We start from the raw sequence: 17613 nt of genomic DNA on the forward strand, positions 1-17613 counted from the left end.
ATGGGATCAGACCAGTGAGAAAGGAGAATCCGCCATGCTTACCGTTGGGCAACTGGCGCGCATTTTTAACGTGTCCGCCAAAACGCTCAGGCACTATGATGCCGTCGGCTTGTTCACGCCCGTCAAAGTCGGCGAGGAAAACCAATATCGCTTCTACTCGCCCGAGCAGTTGCCCGAGCTGCGCCGAATTTTGTTTCTGCGCTCTATGGGGCTCAGTATCGAGATCATACGCGAGCTCAAACGAAACGGGACGCTGGGGGATGCCGAAAAGCTGAAGCCGATCCTCTTGGAGCATGCAGACGGCATTCGTGACGAAATTGGGCGCCAACAAAAGCTTCTGGCTGCGGTTCAGCGCATGGTCGACTATATTTCCATTACGGGAGGAACGAACATGGAACCGAAGCTGGTGAAGAAAGCCGCTTTTACCGTTGTCGGGATGGAGTGGAACAACAAAACCAGCGAAGGCGGCATTCCCCAAATGTGGGACCGATTCGTACCGCGGGAGGATGAGATTCAGGGGAAATTGCAGCCGGACGTCTCGTATGGCGTCTGCATCCCCGGTCCGAACGGAGATTTCTCGTATATTGCCGGCTATGAGACGACGGGAGAGCACATTCCGAACGGCATGATGACATTTACGGTGCCGGAACAAACCTATGCCGTGTTTACTCACACCGACAGTCTGAGCCGTCTCGGAGAGACGATGGAATCAATTTACAGCAAGTGGCTGCCCCTGCACAGTCTGGAGCCAGCGCAAGGCATGGACCTCGAAGTATACGACGAACGGTTTACCGGGCCGGAAGATGATCGTACCCAAATCGATTTGTACATCCCGGTGAAGCCTTAAGCTCTCTGCCCGTCAAGCTGCGGCATGGGTCATAACTATCCAAAGGAGGCAAGGATCTTACGATGGTCACTCAAAAGGCGCTTTCGCACGTTACCTACACGGGCTCCGGCCCGTACTGCTACGCCAATTCCTTCGCGATGATGTTCGGCGCGGGCGCGCCCTCTCCGGCCGTGATCGAGTTCGCTACCGGCAGCCCGTTCGGGATGCAGCTGATCGGAGGCACGCTGCCGTTCTTCGATCCGTACAGCTGGGACCCCGAGGCGGGCTTCGACGACGCGTTGACCGCCCTCGGCTGGACGTCCACGGTTACCAAAGCCAGCGACGCCGACGAGGCCCTCGCCCGCCTCAAGGCGTCCCTGTCGGACGGTCCGGTGTGGATCGGCCCGCTGGAGATGGGGCATCTGCGGCATCAACCGGAAATGACCGGACCGATCGGTGCCGACCATTACGTCGTCGTCCTTGAGGTGAACGACGAGCGCGTGCTTATGCATGACCCGCATGGTTACCCGTACGTTTCGCTGCCGCTGAGCGTCTTCATGACGGCCTGGCGAGCCGAGACGATCAACTACGGCGAACCGTATACGATGCGCACCGGCTTCACCCGGCTCGCGGAAGTGTCCGAGACAGATGCCATAAGAGCGTCGATCCCCGCCGCGATCCGCTGGCTGTCGATGGAAGGCAGCCACAGCATGCCGCCGGGCACGCTCGGCAACGGCGAAGCCGCCGAAGGGCTCGCGGCGCTCATCGAGCGCGGCTGCAGCAGAGATCTGCGCGGCCATCTGATTTACTTCGCGGTCCGGGTCGGCGCTCGCCGCGCCGCGGATGCCGCGACCTGCCTGGCGCGCATCGGGTACGCCGAAGCCTCGCGAATCGCAGCCGAGCGGGCGCGGATCATCGGCTCGATGCAGCACCCGCTGGTCATCGGCGACGACGCGTCGGCGGCCGCTGCGCTGCGGGCGCTCGCGCCGACGTACGCTCAGCTGCTGGCGGCACTGGAAAGCGGAAGCTGAGCACAAGCATAACAAAGAAGCAGGCCGATCCTCAGCTCTCTTGCAGCGTGAAGGGTCGGCCTGCTTTATTCTTTTATTTCACTAACGCTCAAGACGAGACATGCGGATGAAACCAAATCTTATGGAAATCAAGCCAGCCTGAAGCATTAATGGTAACTCCACGAACCGATTTATGAAACGAAGTATTGCTTTTCTTTTGGATAAGGTACAGGACGGAATACGTCTGCCATATCAGATTTTCTACATCCGCCAGTTTGCGCTGGCGTTCGTTCTCGTCGGTTTCGCGAAAAATAGATACGGCCGCTTTTTTTACAGCCTCCGCCATAGGCTCGTCAAACGCACACAAGAAGTAATTTTTTTGCAGATACATCTCCAACTCGCCTACCTCGTCATCGCTAAAGATGTTCCCAAACAAGACACAGTCATGCTGCGGCAAAGAAGGGTGTACCGCGAATTCGGACGGATCTGTAATTTCGATTTCCATATGGACGCCAAAAGACTCGCAGCGCTCTCGAATCCAAACGGCGTCTTCCTCGTGATATTCAGTTGTAAGCAAACGGAACGTTTCCCCCTGGTAGCCGCTTGCCTTCAACAGGGCCAAAATGTCCGAGCGACTTGCGCTGGAATTCGCTGTCGTTATCTTACCGGAGACCGGACGGTATGGACGGAATCCCTGCGCAGGAAAAATCCGGTCGCCCCCCAACTCGGCAATCATCTGTTCTCTATCGATGATATGGTGAAGAGCTTGCCGGAATTTCGGATGGTTTTGCGGACCGCTCTTCCGCTGGTTAAATACAAGCAAACTGCAGCAGCAGAACAACGTTTCCATGTCCAACCACTCGTTGTTCCTTTTTATCAAGGCATCCCGCTGTGCTTTGGAGGCATCCCCGTGCGAAATCATAACCGATGTCCAGTCAGGCTCCTTCAAGCTGCCGGTTTCCATTTCAGGGAAAATGAGAATCTCGACGCGATCCAGGTGCGGCCTGCCTTGAAAATGAGCCGGGAATGCCTCCAAAATACAGATGCCCTCATTGGGACGAACCATTCGAAAAGGGCCTGTTCCTACCGGTTTTTTGCCAAATTCCGCTTCGCCTGCCCGTACAATCTCTTCGGGAACAATACTGGCGGGAATGGTAGAAAGAAACCGCAGAAACAAATAATTCGGTTCTTTCAAACGGATTCGTACCGTTTTATGGTCCATGGCCTCGGTCTTCTCGATGTCTTGAAACATCCAGCTCGATTCGAATCGTTCAGGGTTCAAGCGAAGCCGGTCCAGTGAAAAAACGACATCGTGAGCAGTCAGCTCCCGCCCATGATGGAACATGACGCTTTTTTTCAAATGGAATGTCCATTCTCTGGCATCGGCGCTGCTTTCCCAGGAATGCGCGATACAAGGTGTGACGGTTCGGCTTTCCTGATCGTATTCGACCAACGTATTGAACAACTGGCCTACCATGTGTGCATCGAAATCATAATAAATCAGTCCGGGGTCAAGCGTTAAAATCGAACGGTACACAGGAAAACGCAGCGTATCCTGCAGCTTATTCGAAACGGCTTGGGTGGAAAAACCCATTCCTTCCGACAGCCAATCCATAAACTGTTCTTTGACAGCGGCCGCCCCGAAACGGTTCATCAGCTCCATCGCTTCCTTTACATTCCCCTGCTCCATCCTAAGCTTAACTTCCCGAAGGAGAATTTCGCCCGAATCCGTGAGTAAGGTCAACACGGAAGTATGACCGCGGCCCCGTCCGGCTTGCCACTCAATCCAGCCCAGCTCGCAAAGCTTGCGGACAATCAGTTTAGCGTAGCGAGGCGTACAGAACCATATCCCTGTAAGCTTGTCGACCGTAACCGAGAAGGGCTTACCCACCTCATGGTTGTTAAAATATCGGCGAAGCTCTAAAAAATGCGGAACCGTCAACATAGGGAACCCCTTTTCTCACTAAAAAAGGTGAAGTGATTTAATCAAATCATACTCTTTTTATCCCTTTTTTGATAGCTATACTGAAATTTAGGAAAACGAAACAGCGAGGGTGATGAAGAGGATGAACATGATCTTAAAAAAGCGGTTAAACCTGCCCCGATTTCATCCGGTAGCATGGGGAGTCATTATCGGAACCTTCCTGTCACGCACAGGATTTTTTATGACACTGCCCTTTTTGGGCATTTATTTGGGGAAAGTCAAGGGAATCGATCCGGCAACTGTCGGGGCCATTTTAGCCGTCAGCTTATTGGCCGGAACCCTAAGCAGCTTTGTCGGAGGAGCATTATCGGATCGTCTGGGCCGATATCCGGTTATGATTTCGTCGATGGCCGTCTGGAGTCTTGTCTTGATAGGCTTCGCCTTTGCCGCCGAAACTTGGGCTTTCTTCTTATTGAGTGCGATCAACGGTCTCTGCCGCAGTGTTTTCGAACCGGTCGCCAGAGCCCTGCTCGCCGACGTCACTCCTTCCGAACATCGCGCCGACGCCTTTAACGCGAGATATTTTGCCATCAATCTGGGAGGAGCTATAGGACCGTTAGTAGGCTTGAAGCTTGGTGCAGGCAGTTCTTCATCGCTTTTGCCGTTTTTCACCAGTGCTGTGATTTTCTTTATTTACGCCATGGTCTTAGTGGTTTTCATGGTCATGTTCAAGCAGAAGCTTCATGAGAAATCGGCATCGACCACGATGAACCAAATGGCGCGAATTATTTTTACCGATAAAATATTCCTCTATTTTCTTCTGGGTAATGTATTTGTCACAGGAGCCTATTCACACTTGGATACCACGTTGTCGCAATATATTGGTCATGACCGGATCGAAGCGTACTCGTTTCTTTTCGTGATCAATACGCTCTCCGTATTGGTATTGCAATATCCTCTTGCCAAGCTGATGAAGCGCTTCTCTTCGTTAACGGCGTTGAAAGCCGGGTGCCTGTTATTCGGACTGGGTCTGTTCGGGTTTGGGATTTTTGACAATATCTTGATGCTTGCCTTGTCGATGGTCGTTTTTACGATGGGCGAAATCTTATGTTTTGTCATTGGAGATGTGCTTATCGGTGAAATTGCACCGGAACATTTGAGAGGGGCCTATTATGGCGCTAGCGGATTGGCATTTATCGGTCAGAGTGTGTGCGCTTGGATTGGCGGTATCCTACTGAGCGTATTAGGCTTCGGACAAGGTCCTGTCCTATTCGCCATCCTCATGCTTCTGGCATTTGTCGCCTTTCCATTCTTCCATCGAGGGCAGCATCTTTGGGAGCAACGGCAGGGCCTTGAGAAAGCAAATGGTTTGATCGCGGGGATTGAGCAGCAGAACTAATTGCCCTCTTAAAAAGGCTTCGGAAAGGATAAGATCATCTCGCGAAGCCTTTGTAGGTTTGTACAATGGGTTACGATTTCACAATATCGGCGACGATTTCGTAAGAACGCAGGCGCGCCTGGTGATCAAACACATGGCCGACGACCATGATTTCGTCCGCTTGGGTAGCGTCCAGGAAGGCTTGCAGCTTTTCTTTCACCGTTTCCGGACTGCCGAAGATAGAAGAGCCAAGCTGGTTCTGCAGGGCTTGCTTTTCGTGCTCGCTCCATAGGCCGTCCATGCTGTCCACAGGCGGCGGCAGCGGCGCTTCATGGCCCCGGATCAGGTTGAGGAATTGCTGCTGCAATGTCGTGCCCAGACGTTCCGCTTCTTCATCCGTATCCGCGGCAATGACATTGACGCCAACCATCGCATACGGCTTCTCAAGTACTTTCGAAGGCTGGAAGGCACGACGATATAATTCCATCGCCGGCACGGTGTTGGTGGGCGAAAAGTGACTGGCGTAAGCAAACGGCAGACCGAGCTGACCGGCCAGTTGAGCGCTGAAGCCGCTGGAACCGAGCAGCCAGATCGGAATCGTTAGGCCCTCTCCCGGGATCGCCCTTACATGCCTCGGGCCTGAGGCCAACGAGGGGTCGAAATAGGCCCGCAGCTCGTCCAATTGGTCGGGGAAATCCTGGCCTCCGCTCCGAATGTCGCGTCGCAGCGCGAAAGTGGTTCGCTGATCCGTGCCGGGCGCACGCCCGAGCCCCAGGTCAATGCGTCCGGGGAACAAGGATTCAAGCGTCCCGAATTGCTCTGCGATCACCAGAGGCGAATGGTTGGGAAGCATGATCCCGCCTGAGCCCACCCGGATCGTTGATGTACCAGCCGCTACATGAGCGATCACAACGGAAGTAGCGGAGCTGGCGATAAAAGGCATATTATGGTGCTCCGCCAGCCAGTAGCGGTTGTAGCCCCACTTCTCCACATGCCGGGCAAGGTCCAGCGTGTTGCGAAAAGACTCGGCAGGAGTTCCCCCGGCTACGATAGGAGACAGATCAAGCACGGAGAAGGGGATATCGCTCAATCGTTTGTTCGTCTTATTTGCAGACATATGGTCTTCCTCATTTCATTTTATTATTTTGCCTTGCATCCGACTTTTCACGCCATGCATTTATATATCAGGATATCTATCTTTTTAGATGTAAAAGCAAAAGCAACATACATGGAATCTCCAACACATAGGAATTAACCATGTCTGCGGGTTTATTATTTCATTATATATAGAAATACAGATATGTCAATGCAGCGTCCGATCCATAGAGAAGAGCTGTCCCTTCAGTAGAAATCTACTTCAAGGACAGCTCATTCGATTTGTCATATAAGACTAATCCGTTTGCTCTTACTCGTGAAAATCAAGTCCCGAACGAACTTCCTTCACGTATCCGGTGCGAATCACGAAATCGCCGAAATGCTCGCCTTCCTCACGTTCCTTCGCATAGCGGTTCAAGATGGGCCGCAGCTCCGCAAGAATTTGCGTCTCGTCAATATTTTCGCGGTACATTTTATTGAGCCGGTTGCCGGAGAAGCCGCCGCCCAAGTACATGTTGTATCTCCCCGGGGCCTTGCCGATAAAGGAAAGCTCCGCAAGCGCGGGCCGGGCGCATCCGTTCGGACAGCCGGTCATCCGAATGACTATCTCTTCTTCGCGCAACCCCGCCTCATCCAAGATCGATTCGATCTTGTCCAGCAGCGTGGGCAAATAGCGCTCCGATTCGGCCATCGCCAACCCACAGGTCGGCAGGGCAACACAGGCCATCGAATTTCTGCGCAGCGCGGAATATTGAATCCCATCAGTAAGCCCGTATGCCTTAATGATTTCCTCGATTTTTTTCTTCTTCTGGGTCGATACATTGCCGATGATCAGGTTCTGATTCGGCGTCAGACGGAAATCCCCGTTGTGCACCTTGGCAATTTCCCGCAACCCGGACATCAACGGGTAATTGGCCTCGTCCTTCACCCGGCCGTTCTGAATGAAGAGGGTGAAATGCCATTTGCCGTTGCTTCCCTTCACCCAGCCGTAACGGTCTCCATTGTGGTCAAAATGATAAGGGCGCGCTTCCGCCAGCTTCCATCCCAAGCGCTGATGAAGCTCGTCGATAAACCATTCCAAGCCGCGGTCGTCGATCGTGTACTTGAACCGGGCATGCTTTCGCACCGAACGGTCTCCGTAATCCCTTTGGATCATGACCGTTTTTTCGGCCACGTCGACGGCCTGCTCCGGCGTAACAAAACCGATCACCCGCGCGAGCTGCGGATACGTCTGCGGATCGCCGTGCGTCATCCCCATGCCCCCGCCGACAGCCACGTTGAAGCCCAGCAGCCGTCCTTGCTCATGAATCGCGATCAAGCCAAGATCCTGGGAGAAGACATCGACATCGTTGGAAGGCGGCACGGCGATGCCGATCTTGAACTTACGCGGCAAATAAACAGGTCCGTATATCGGTTCTTGCTCTTCGCCGTCGCGGCTGTCGACAACCTTCTCTTCATCCAGCCAAATTTCATGGTAAGCTCTAGTACGCGGATCAAGATGGTGGCTTATTTTCTTCGCCCATTCATACACCTGCTCGTGGATTTCGGAAACGTACGGGTTCGGATTGCTCATCACGTTACGATTGACGTCCCCGCAGGCCGCAAGCGTGCTTAACAATGCTTCGTTGACTTCCTTGATGACCTGCTTCATGTTCCACTTGATCACGCCGTGAAGCTGGAACGATTGACGGGTCGTGAGACGAATCGTCCCGTTCGCATATTGCTGCGCGATGCGATCCATCATCAGCCATTGCTCCGGCGTAACGACCCCACCGGCCGCCCTCACGCGCACCATGAACTGGTAAGCCGGCTCCAGCTTCTGTTTATTCCGCTCGTTGCGAAGATCCCGGTCATCCTGCATATAGCTTCCGTGAAATTTCATCAAGCGGTTATCGTCCTCGGGAATGGAGCCCGTGATTCTATCCGTGAGCGTGTCCGCAAGAGATCCCCGCAGGTAGTCGCTTCGCTTCTTGATCTCCTCTACATCACTATGAGGCGCGCTATTTGCTGAAAGTAAATTATTTTCGCTCATGTCCCTATCCCCTCTCGTTATCTGTGAGCCTGAACTCAGTAGACATCTCGCTGATAACGTTTGTCCTGTTGCAATCGTGCCAAATACTCCGCAGCAGCCTCTGAGCTAAGCCCGCCCTCCCGCTCGATAATGGTAACGAGAGCGGCATGAACGTCATGCGCCATATGCTTTTCGTCTCCGCACACGTAGATGACGGCGCCTTCCTCCAGCCATTGATACAATTCCTTGCCGTGTTCAAGAAGGCGGTGCTGTACATAGACCTTCTCATCCGTATCGCGGGAGAACGCGACATCCATGCGGGTCAGCACGCCATCCTTCAGCCAGCGCTGCCACTCGACCTGATAGAGGAAATCCGTGGAGAAATGGCGGTCGCCAAAAAACAGCCACGTCTTGCCCTGTGCCCCGGTTTCTTCCCGTTCGCCCAGGAAAGCCCGGAACGGAGCAGCGCCTGTGCCGGGTCCGATCATGATGACTGGCGTATCCGGATTTTGCGGAAGCTTGAAGTTCGGGTTCTGCTGGATAAATACCGGCAGCGAATCGCCCAGCTCCAGATGCTCGGCGAGATAAGTCGAGCATACACCGTATCGCTCTCGTCCGTGCGCTTCGTATTGTACCTTGCGGACCGTGAGATGCACCTCGTCCGGGTACGCCTTCGGACTGCTGGATATGGAATAAAGACGCGGCGGCAGCTTGCGAAGAATCGATACAAACTCCTTGCCCGATACTCCTTTAAGCTGATAATCCTGCACCAGATCCAGCAAATCCCGATTTTTGATATACGCTCGAAGCTCCTGCTCGTGCCCCGGCGCAAGCAGCTCCTGCAGACCGCTGTCCGGGAACAGAGCCGCCGCTTGCTCCAACAGGGGCTTTGTCAGAACCGTAATTTCATAATAGCTTGTCAAAGCTTCAAGCAGCGGGCGCTCGTTGCCGTTTTTATCGACCGGAACGAGCTCCTCCCGGTTCCCATCCAGCGCCTGAATCAGTTCATCGACAAGTCTGGGATGATTGTTCGGATACACGCCCAAGCTGTCGCCCGGCTCGTACTGGAGATTGGACCCTTCCAGCGAAATCTCCAGGTGACGCGTTTCCCGATCCGATCCACGGCCGTTCAGATTCAAATTTTCAAGCACTGCGGCTTGAAACGGATTCGACCTCGAATATTCCGTCTGCTGCGTCTCGCTCCGGACTGCTGCGCCACCGCCGCTTCCCAAGGACGTGGCCGCCGAAGCCTCGTTCAGAGAAGCCAAGATACGCTCCATCCACTCCGCCGCGGAATCCTCAAAATCGACATCGCAGTCGACGCGTGCGGCAAGCCTTTTGCCTCCGAGCTCCTCAAGGCGCTTGTCGAAGTCCTTGCCCGTCTGGCAGAAAAATTCATACGAAGTGTCCCCCAAAGCCAATACGGAAAACCGCAAGCCTTCCAATTGCGGCGCTCGCTTGCTGTGCAGAAATTCATAGAAAGACAGCGCATTGTCCGGCGGCTCGCCTTCCCCGTGCGTGCTCACCAAGATGAGCAGGTTTTCAACCTTCTTTAACGTATTCGGTTTGAAATCGCTCATGGAGGAAAGCGTCGGCTGGAGGCCCTGCTCCTTCAACTTCTCGCTCAACTTCTTGGCCAGCTTCTGGCTGTTCCCGGTCTGGGACCCGAACAGCACCGTGACCTCTTTGGAGAGGACCGGTTGGTTCGCGGCCGGCGCAGCCGTCGAAGCCTCGGTTTTGTGCAAAGCCGTCAAATAGCCGCTCAGCCAAATTTTCTGTACTTCCGTCAGCGTAGGCAGCAAACGGTTGAGAAGCTCTACCTGCTCTTGATTAAAAGGACTGTTCATCACCTGTAATATCAACAATATGCACCTCGCATAGGATGAAAATAATTCCTAGTATTCTTATATAATTAATTTTATCTTATCTCCAACCTATCACAGCCGGGTAAACGGATCAATTAAAAGGATTTTATAGCTTTTATTAGTTTTGCTGATAAATCGCCAACGTTACCGGATGAAAAATTAATATTGCCCAATAAACCAATATCCGATATATTGGTTTTATGAAAAAAGATCAGATTCAACCCATTCAACGGCAGTCGTTTAGAGATGAAGTCTATCAAACTTTAAAAAAGTGGATTATCACCCTGGAATTGCATCCCGGAGAACGCTTGAGCGACAAAGAATTGGCGGAGAAATTCGGCATTAGCCGCACGCCGGTCAGGGAAGCGCTCAAAAGGCTGGAGGACGAAGGTCTGGTCGCATCCCTTCCGGGATCGTCCACTTATGTAACGCCATTACATGTAACGGAGGCGAAGCACGCGTTTACGGTAGTTGCCGTCTTGCACGCTTTGGCTACAAAACTCGCATGTCCTATTTTAAATGAATCTGATCTTCAGACACTAGAAGCAAGCAATAACGCCTTACAGCTTGCGATTGAACAAGGCGACGTGATTCAGGCCATCGAGGCGGATACGCATTTTCACAAGGTATTCTTGGACGCGGCGGGGAACCCTGAGATCGTTCTGGCGCTAGAACGCAGCATCCCCAAAATTCAACGACTGGAGATTTCCCAATTCAATACCCTGAAAGGGTTGAATTCCGTGGAGCAGCACAATCACATTATGGCCGCCTGCCACAATGGGGAGTGTGAAAAGGCTGCCCGTCTTGTCGAAGAAAACTGGCTAAGTCTCGGCGAGCTGCTAACCCAACCCACGGAACCGAGGTGAGCCCCGTTGAAGCCCATTATGATCGGTATAGGTTCGGCCTTCTTTTTTGCTTTTACCTTTGTTCTCAATGCTTCGATGGAGCTGTCCGGCGGGAGTTGGATTTGGAGCGCCGCGCTGCGCTATCTCTTCATGGTTCCGCTGCTCTTGGGCGTGGTACTGGCTCGCAAAAACCTGCGTCCGCTCTTACATGAAATGAGAAAACAACCCGGAACGTGGCTATGGTGGGGCACGGTGGGATTCGGGTTATTTTATGCTCCCTTATGCTTCGCAGCCGCATATTCGCCCGGCTGGCTGATTGCCGGCACATGGCAAGTCACGATTATCTCGGGCACTTTGCTTGCACCGTTATTTTGGGAAACGGTCTCAACCGACAAAGGACCCATGCAAGCCCGGGGAAAAATTCCCGTTAAGGGTCTGATCATGTCGCTTCTCATCCTGCTTGGGATTATTCTCATGCAGATCGAACATGCCAAGAGCCTTTCCTTGGAAAGCCTATTGCTCGGCATAATCCCTGTGCTGATCGCGTCGTTTGCCTATCCTTTGGGCAATCGGAAAATGATGGAGCTCTGCGAAGGGCGATTGGATACGTTTCAGAGGGTATTGGGCATGACGATTGCAAGTCTGCCTTTCTGGCTGGTCCTTTCCTTGTACGGCTTATCTACTGTAGGATTGCCGAGCAAGGAGCAGAGCTTTCAAGCGTTGCTGGTCGCCCTGTTTTCCGGCGTCGTGGCCACCGTCCTCTTCTTCAAAGCGACGGATATGGTGCGGGGAAATATGCGGAAGCTGGCTTCGGTCGAAGCCACGCAGTCGATGGAAGTCCTATTCGCCTTAGCCGGGGAGCTGCTGTTTTTGTCGATCCCCCTTCCTTCGCTTTTATCCTGGTGCGGGATGATTGTCGTCGTTCTCGGCATGATTTTGCATAGTTATGTGGCGAATAAACAAGAGGAGAGTCAGTTGAAACCGTCAGCCGCGCTGAACGAAAGAGTATAAAAATATCGCCGTCCAACTCCGACAGAGGTGTGAACGGCGATATTTTTAATTCATCCCATCGCATAGCTAGGAGGTCATTTCTTCCAGCAGCTTGCCTAACCGGTCGAGGTTCTGTTCATTAGCTTCCATACAGAATGTCTTGACTTGTTCGAATTCCTCGGTTAGCTTGAAAAGCTGACGGAACGTAACTTTGGTACGGCCTTCCAGGTTCTCGAAAGTACCCGTTAACCGAAATTCGTGACCGGATAGATGGTCAATCACGATCCGCTCAAACGGAACGATCTCAACAAAGACGTTATGGTTCGGGTAATCCGTACCGTCCGGTCCATGCATGGTGAGTCGCCACGTGCCGCCCGGCCTGATATCGCACTCGTGAAATGTATTCGTGAAGCCATGCGGCCCCCACCAACGAGCGAGCAAATCAGGGGTTGTCCAAGCCCGAAATACAAGCTCCGGCGGTACATCGAACTCGCGTGTGGAAATAAGTTCATTTTTCCCCATGCTCATGATCATTCCCCTCTTCAAAGACCTTGCCAAGCGCGTCCAGCATGAGATTGGTACCGTGCTCCCGTATTTCCGGCGTATCGTGCCCGTCAAAGAATGCTCCTTGCTCCGTAAAAATGAGCTTCGTGCCGCCCTCCAGCTTGATCAGTTCAACCGTTGTATTCGAGACGGAGACGCGTGTGCTGCCGGAATCCAGGGTGTACGTATAGACAATGCGCTGCTCCGGAACAATTTCCTGGTAACTGGCGTCGAACGTAAAGACCGGCCCTTCCGGCGGCCCGCCACTGCTGTACTCGCGCCCGCCAACCCGAAAGTCGAAGATCTCCGGCTTCGAAAACCACTTGGCTTTGGCAACCGGGTCAGCCCAGGCTTGGTAAACCCGCTCCGGCGAGGCGGCATAAGTCCGCTCGACGACGAAGGTCGCATGCTTAACAAATCGTTCATTCATTGATTTTCCTCCTTAGGTTTCGGCATTGTCTCCTCGGCAAGAAAGTCCCCCAACAGATCCAGGTTTCGCTCCCAAATCGTTTGCCGCTCAATGACCAGCTTCTCGAATGACATTTTCATCGCTTGCAGAAGGCTCGTGAAATCTTCCACCGTTAATTGCGCCTTACCCTGCATAAGCTTGGATACATGTTCGAGCTGCTCCAATAGTTTCTGCTGCAGCTTGATCTGCTCTTTGACTCGGTTGATCTGCAAGTTGACGATCTCAAGCGGACTGATTTGCCTGCCGGTCAAAACCGATTTAATCTCTTCGAGAGATAACCCCAGCTCTTTAAGCGATAAAATCTGGTGCAAACGCGACAGGTCCGATTCATTGTACAGCCTGTGGCCGGATTCCGTATGTTCCGACGGGGAGAACAGCCCGATTTGATCATAAAAACGCAAGGTTCGTACGGTAAGCCCCGTCAGATTGGCGATGTCTCCGATCTTCCAATAGCTCTTCATTCATCATCTCCACTCTTTGGCGCTAGCTTTATACCGGTAGCTTCATTATAAAACCTTACGTTACGTAAGGTGCAAGTATAATTGTGCCGTTCTATCGTAAATTTTTTTGCGGTTCATCGGCGAAAACGATTCCAAAATTATCCAAAAACAAACCGACGGAAGCTGGCGGCACATCGTAGACCACCCGTTTGGCGCAGACTTGTTGGACAGCGTAAAAACGACATCACGATCCGCCTTATCTGAAGCCGGGTAGATCATGATGCCGTTCAAATCACTTCATTCGTATGGCCCGCCTAAACGACAAGTCCTTCCTCCTGCGCTTTCCTCACCGCGTCTTCCCGGTTATTCACGCCCAGCTTGGCATAAATCATCGTAGTGCAATTACGAACGGTACCTTCGGAAAGAAATATTTTTTCCGCGATCGCTTTTATGCGAAGCCCCTTCACTAGGGATGCCAGAATTCCCCGCTCACGCTCCGTCAACCCGTAAGGGCAAACGCGTCCTTGCAATTTACGCAGTCCATCCAGTTCTTCCTGCTGCACCTTCATCTCTTTGAAGAGGACATCTGCGATGGACTGGGTAATCAGCGTTTCCCCTTGGTGGACGACCCTTATCGCCTCCACTAACTCAATAGGGGAAACGGATTTCAACAAGTAACCGTTGGCGCCGTTCTTGAGCGTATCGGCGGCCTGCGAAGCCTCTTCGATGGTTGTCACCATAATAACGCGTAAGGCGGGCCATCGTTCGCGTATCGCTCGCAGCGTACTCGGTCCGTCCAATACAGGCATTCGGACGTCCAGCAGCACCACATCGGGATTCACGTTTGGAATCATGTCGAGCGCTTCCTGCCCGTTTCCGGCGAGCCCAACGACTTGCATATCCTGCTGTTGTTGTAAGATCAGCTGCAAGCTTTCTCTGATGATCGGCTGGTCGTCAACGAGAAGTATGCGAATGCTTGCTGCTTGTGGAAGAACCGCCTGATGAGGCAGGCAGCAAATAACCGCTACACCTCCTTCATCCAGACAATGAAGAGATAAATATCCATCAAGGGCTTCAAGCCGCTCTTTCATCGATTGCAACCCGAATCCGAATTCAATTTCCTTGTTTCCATTCCCGTTATCTTCAACCTGCATTCGGATTTGGGCTTCTTCAAAGTACAATCCCACCTGTATAAGTGAAGCACCGCCGTGGCGCACGGCATTGGTCAGCGCTTCCTGCAAGCAGCGATACAGGGGCAGCTTCCGGGACCGACTTAATTCATACTCCTTGCCGTAGATGCGCAGCTTGACGATCACCCCGGTTGACTGTTGAAATTGCTCGATCAATTCGCGAAACGAGGACTCCAAGGTCGTTAACGATTCCCCGGTGGTTTGCGCCCAATTGTGAACGATTCCCCTGGTTTCATTCAAACCGCGGCGCGCCATGTGAAGCAGGGTGTCCAGTCGCTTCACTTCGGTATCGGGCAAGCGAGGCCGAAGCGTCTCCATGCCCATAATTAGCGATGTCATCGTGTGTCCGATCGTGTCGTGCAGCTCTCTGGATATCTTGTCTCTCTCCTCAAGCAGCGTTATTTGCTCCACTCGACTCGCATATTGCTCCAAAATTTGGTTCTGTTCCTTAATGATCAGGCTCTGCTTTTGCGTACGGACCAACAATTGAAAGCCGAAGCCGCACCCGTACATTCCCAAATGGTACAAGATGGCTTGAAAAGCGATGCCATCGAAATCCAAACGAGCGGTATTCCATGCGAGAAAGGGAACAAGAAGAATCGTAGCAGGCCCCGTCCAGCGGTATGTTCGTTCCGTGCTATGGAATCCCACGACAAAGACGATGATCACAAACTGCCATTGGGTCGCTTCAAAATAGTAGTTTATAGCAATGTAAAGGCTCCCGCTCAGCGCGATCTCAGCAATCAAATAAGCGCTGGTGGAATACCGGTAAAACCAATAAGGAATAACAAACGCAAGAACCGAAACGAATAGCACCGCCATTACAGGGTACGGCAAACGGTCGTGATATCGAACAAGCCCGATGACAATCGTGATCCACCACATGAAGCGGATCGTGAAAATGATCCAATCGAACCATGCCCATCGGTTGGCCAATGTCAGCAGGATGAACACCTCTTTTCCGGATTTAACTGTCAACCATTATAGCATGCGCCTCCACGAAGCGATATCACGAATACGAATGACAATGTACAACTTCCCAAAATGACAGGTTCGACCTCATACTCAGCCTTATCGCTATAGCCTGGCGATATCCATCGCTCAAAAACGAAAGGTGAAGATGATGAATATGTCGGATACACGGAAATGGTTGGCTGCTCTACTCGCTTCTTGCTTGTTATTCCTATTGTGCATGCCACATGCTAATGCGAATGAGGCTTCGCCGTTCTCCGCAGAAGCGTTGGAACAATTGATTGATCCTCTCATGAAGGAGGAAATGAGCAAGCTTCATATTCCCGGCGCATCGGTTGTCATTACACAAGGCGAACGCATCATGTATAGCAAAGGGTACGGCTTCGCCGATCTGGAACAACAGGTGCCCGTTAACCCGGCAAGCACGCTGTTTCGGCTAGGCTCCTTAACCAAATCCCTCACCGCTACGGCGGCTATGCAACTGGTCGAGGAGGGAAAGCTCTCGTTGCATGACGATATCAATGCAGCTCTGAAGGATTACCAGGTAAATGGAAAGTACGGCCCAATTACACTCCATCACCTGCTCACGCATACGGCAGGTCTGGATGTAATCATGTATGAAAGAGATAATCGCCAAGGATTGACCCCGCAATGGTCGACGGATACGGTCCGGACGTATTTGGAGAGGCAGCCGACGGTGTTTGCCCCCGGAAGTAAATTCCTATACAGCAATGCCGGGATAGGGCTTGTGGGAAGTGTGATCGAACAAGTATCCGGATATCCCTTGAATGATTACATGCGGGAACGCTTGTTCCAGCCACTCGGCATGAGCAGCGCGAACTTGAATCTCCCGCAGGATCGGACCAAGTTGGCCAAGAGCTATACTTATACGGATAACGGTTATCAAGTGGTTCCTTATTCCGGAATTCATTTTCCCGGAGCAGGAGCCGTCAATATGACGCCGAATGACTTCGCCCCCTACATGATCGCACATTTGTCCAACGGCTATTTCCACGGTCAGTCCTTGCTTAAACCGGAGACGGTCCGGATGATGCATGCGAAGCAATTCTCTTCTCATGAACGCATGTATGGGATTGGGTATGGTTTTTTTCGGTCGGAGACGGCGAATGGAGTTCCCTACTTGTGGGCGAATGGAGGAATTGACGGATTTAATTCGAAAATGGTGCTCATTCCTTCCCATTCGATCGGTATCTTCATTACCGCCAACACCGGAGATAGCGGGATGGAAATGCACGGGAAAGTCGTTCACGCCATATCCCAAATGATCGACTCGAAAGTAGCCCGCAAGCCACTTCCTCCCCTTGAAAGTTCAGGGAGTGCGATCAAGGAACTGGAAGGACGATACGAGCTGCACTTGGCAGCGGAGCATGGCTGGGCCAAGGGACTTCGCTTGCTAGGCAGCGTACCGTATACGGTTGAAGCAAAAGACGATCGAACCTTAGTGGTGACCGGCTTATTCCAGAACGACGGGCAACAGATGCTCAGGAAAGAGTTTACCCAAGTAGATGAAAGGTTCTTCCAAGAAGTCGGCGGGGAGGAACAGCTGTACTTTCATAAAGAACAGGGGAGATGGACGCTGACAGGGCCGATGTACTTCTCCATCCCGCGCACGGCTTCCTTTGAGTCGGGATCTGTCTTGTTGGCGCTGTATGCGGTACCCGGCATTTTGTTCACGCTTATTCCGCTCCTATGGATCGTGAGGTACGCGATACGGCAATGGCGCAAGCAATCGCACAGCATCTCTGTCGTCATTCCAATCATCGCTCTCCTTCAGAGCATATTCTTCATTGTCCAGTTCATCTATGGGAATGGAGAGATTCTATACGGATACTCGCAGTTCTATCAGGTCGTCGTGGCTTCCATGCCTCTTATTTCGTCGGCCGCGGCTGTTTATTTCTTGATTCGAATCTTTACTGCCAAGGAGCTTGACCGATGGAAGACCGTAAACGTTGGGATCGCCGTGCTTACCCTCCTTTATACGGCTTACTTGTTCTATTGGAACTTTCTTTCCGTACATTACTCTTAGGATTAGGA

General features: G+C 52.4%; 14 protein-coding genes. 6 read left to right on the plus strand and 8 right to left on the minus strand.

Annotated elements, in window-relative coordinates:
• Nucleotides 1-34 precede the first annotated feature (34 nt).
• Together PEL01S_RS07520 and PEL01S_RS07525 are read left to right on the plus strand one after the other, a co-directional pair.
• Nucleotides 35-847, plus strand: coding sequence for a MerR family transcriptional regulator (locus PEL01S_RS07520; RefSeq protein ID WP_127459879.1), 813 nt, complete (start codon nucleotides 35-37; stop codon nucleotides 845-847).
• Between the two features lie 62 nt (nucleotides 848-909).
• Nucleotides 910-1857: a YobF C-terminal domain-containing protein gene (locus PEL01S_RS07525; RefSeq protein WP_127459880.1), complete on the plus strand. Its 948-nt coding sequence runs from the start codon at nucleotides 910-912 to the stop codon at nucleotides 1855-1857.
• Nucleotides 1858-1945: 88 nt separating this feature from the next.
• On the opposite strand, the gene PEL01S_RS07530 is transcribed toward PEL01S_RS07525, so the two are convergent.
• Nucleotides 1946-3781 carry an SgrR family transcriptional regulator gene (locus tag PEL01S_RS07530; RefSeq protein ID WP_127459881.1) on the minus strand — a complete coding sequence of 612 codons (1836 nt, stop codon included), beginning with the start codon at nucleotides 3779-3781 and terminating at the stop codon, nucleotides 1946-1948.
• 121 nt (nucleotides 3782-3902) lie between these two features.
• On the opposite strand from PEL01S_RS07530, the gene PEL01S_RS07535 reads away from it, so the two are divergent.
• Nucleotides 3903-5159 (plus strand): MDR family MFS transporter, encoded by a 1257-nt coding sequence (locus PEL01S_RS07535; protein ID WP_127459882.1) that lies wholly within the window; start codon nucleotides 3903-3905, stop codon nucleotides 5157-5159.
• A 70-nt stretch (nucleotides 5160-5229) separates the two neighbouring features.
• On the opposite strand, the gene PEL01S_RS07540 is transcribed toward PEL01S_RS07535, so the two are convergent.
• From PEL01S_RS07540 to PEL01S_RS07550, 3 genes are all read right to left on the minus strand, one after another.
• Entirely contained in the window at nucleotides 5230-6255 is a 1026-nt protein-coding gene (locus PEL01S_RS07540; RefSeq protein WP_127459883.1) for an LLM class flavin-dependent oxidoreductase, read from the minus strand.
• A 288-nt stretch (nucleotides 6256-6543) separates the two neighbouring features.
• Nucleotides 6544-8265: an assimilatory sulfite reductase (NADPH) hemoprotein subunit gene (cysI, locus tag PEL01S_RS07545; protein WP_127459884.1), complete on the minus strand. Its 1722-nt coding sequence runs from the start codon at nucleotides 8263-8265 to the stop codon at nucleotides 6544-6546.
• Nucleotides 8266-8300: 35 nt separating this feature from the next.
• A complete protein-coding gene (locus PEL01S_RS07550) occupies nucleotides 8301-10106 on the minus strand; it encodes an assimilatory sulfite reductase (NADPH) flavoprotein subunit (RefSeq protein ID WP_127459955.1) in 1806 nt (601 codons plus the stop codon).
• Nucleotides 10107-10309: 203 nt separating this feature from the next.
• Here PEL01S_RS07550 and PEL01S_RS07555 point away from each other — a divergent pair, with 203 nt between their 5' ends.
• Together PEL01S_RS07555 and PEL01S_RS07560 are read left to right on the plus strand one after the other, a co-directional pair.
• Complete coding sequence (locus tag PEL01S_RS07555) at nucleotides 10310-10975, plus strand: GntR family transcriptional regulator (RefSeq protein ID WP_127459885.1); 666 nt, start codon at nucleotides 10310-10312, stop codon at nucleotides 10973-10975.
• A 6-nt stretch (nucleotides 10976-10981) separates the two neighbouring features.
• Nucleotides 10982-11965 (plus strand): DMT family transporter, encoded by a 984-nt coding sequence (locus tag PEL01S_RS07560; protein WP_127459886.1) that lies wholly within the window; start codon nucleotides 10982-10984, stop codon nucleotides 11963-11965.
• 66 nt (nucleotides 11966-12031) lie between these two features.
• Here the strand turns inward: PEL01S_RS07560 and PEL01S_RS07565 are convergent, their stop codons facing one another.
• The 4 genes from PEL01S_RS07565 to PEL01S_RS07580 form a co-directional block, all read right to left on the minus strand.
• Complete coding sequence (locus tag PEL01S_RS07565) at nucleotides 12032-12472, minus strand: SRPBCC family protein (RefSeq protein ID WP_127459887.1); 441 nt, start codon at nucleotides 12470-12472, stop codon at nucleotides 12032-12034.
• Nucleotides 12453-12917 (minus strand): SRPBCC family protein, encoded by a 465-nt coding sequence (locus tag PEL01S_RS07570; protein ID WP_127459888.1) that lies wholly within the window; start codon nucleotides 12915-12917, stop codon nucleotides 12453-12455. The genes PEL01S_RS07565 and PEL01S_RS07570 overlap by 20 nt, the downstream gene beginning before the upstream one ends.
• Nucleotides 12914-13417, minus strand: a complete 504-nt coding sequence (locus PEL01S_RS07575) for a MerR family transcriptional regulator (RefSeq protein WP_127459889.1) — start codon at nucleotides 13415-13417, stop codon at nucleotides 12914-12916. Before PEL01S_RS07575 ends, PEL01S_RS07570 begins: the two co-directional genes overlap by 4 nt.
• Nucleotides 13418-13710: 293 nt before the next feature.
• Nucleotides 13711-15564, minus strand: coding sequence for a helix-turn-helix transcriptional regulator (locus PEL01S_RS07580; protein WP_204343644.1), 1854 nt, complete (start codon nucleotides 15562-15564; stop codon nucleotides 13711-13713).
• 151 nt (nucleotides 15565-15715) lie between these two features.
• On the opposite strand from PEL01S_RS07580, the gene PEL01S_RS07585 reads away from it, so the two are divergent.
• Nucleotides 15716-17605 carry a serine hydrolase domain-containing protein gene (locus PEL01S_RS07585; protein WP_255320082.1) on the plus strand — a complete coding sequence of 630 codons (1890 nt, stop codon included), beginning with the start codon at nucleotides 15716-15718 and terminating at the stop codon, nucleotides 17603-17605.
• Nucleotides 17606-17613 lie beyond the last annotated feature (8 nt).

Origin of the sequence: Paenibacillus elgii NBRC 100335, from assembly GCF_004000865.1 — a bacterium.
In the GTDB taxonomy this organism is placed as follows: domain Bacteria; phylum Bacillota; class Bacilli; order Paenibacillales; family NBRC-103111; genus Paenibacillus_G; species Paenibacillus_G elgii.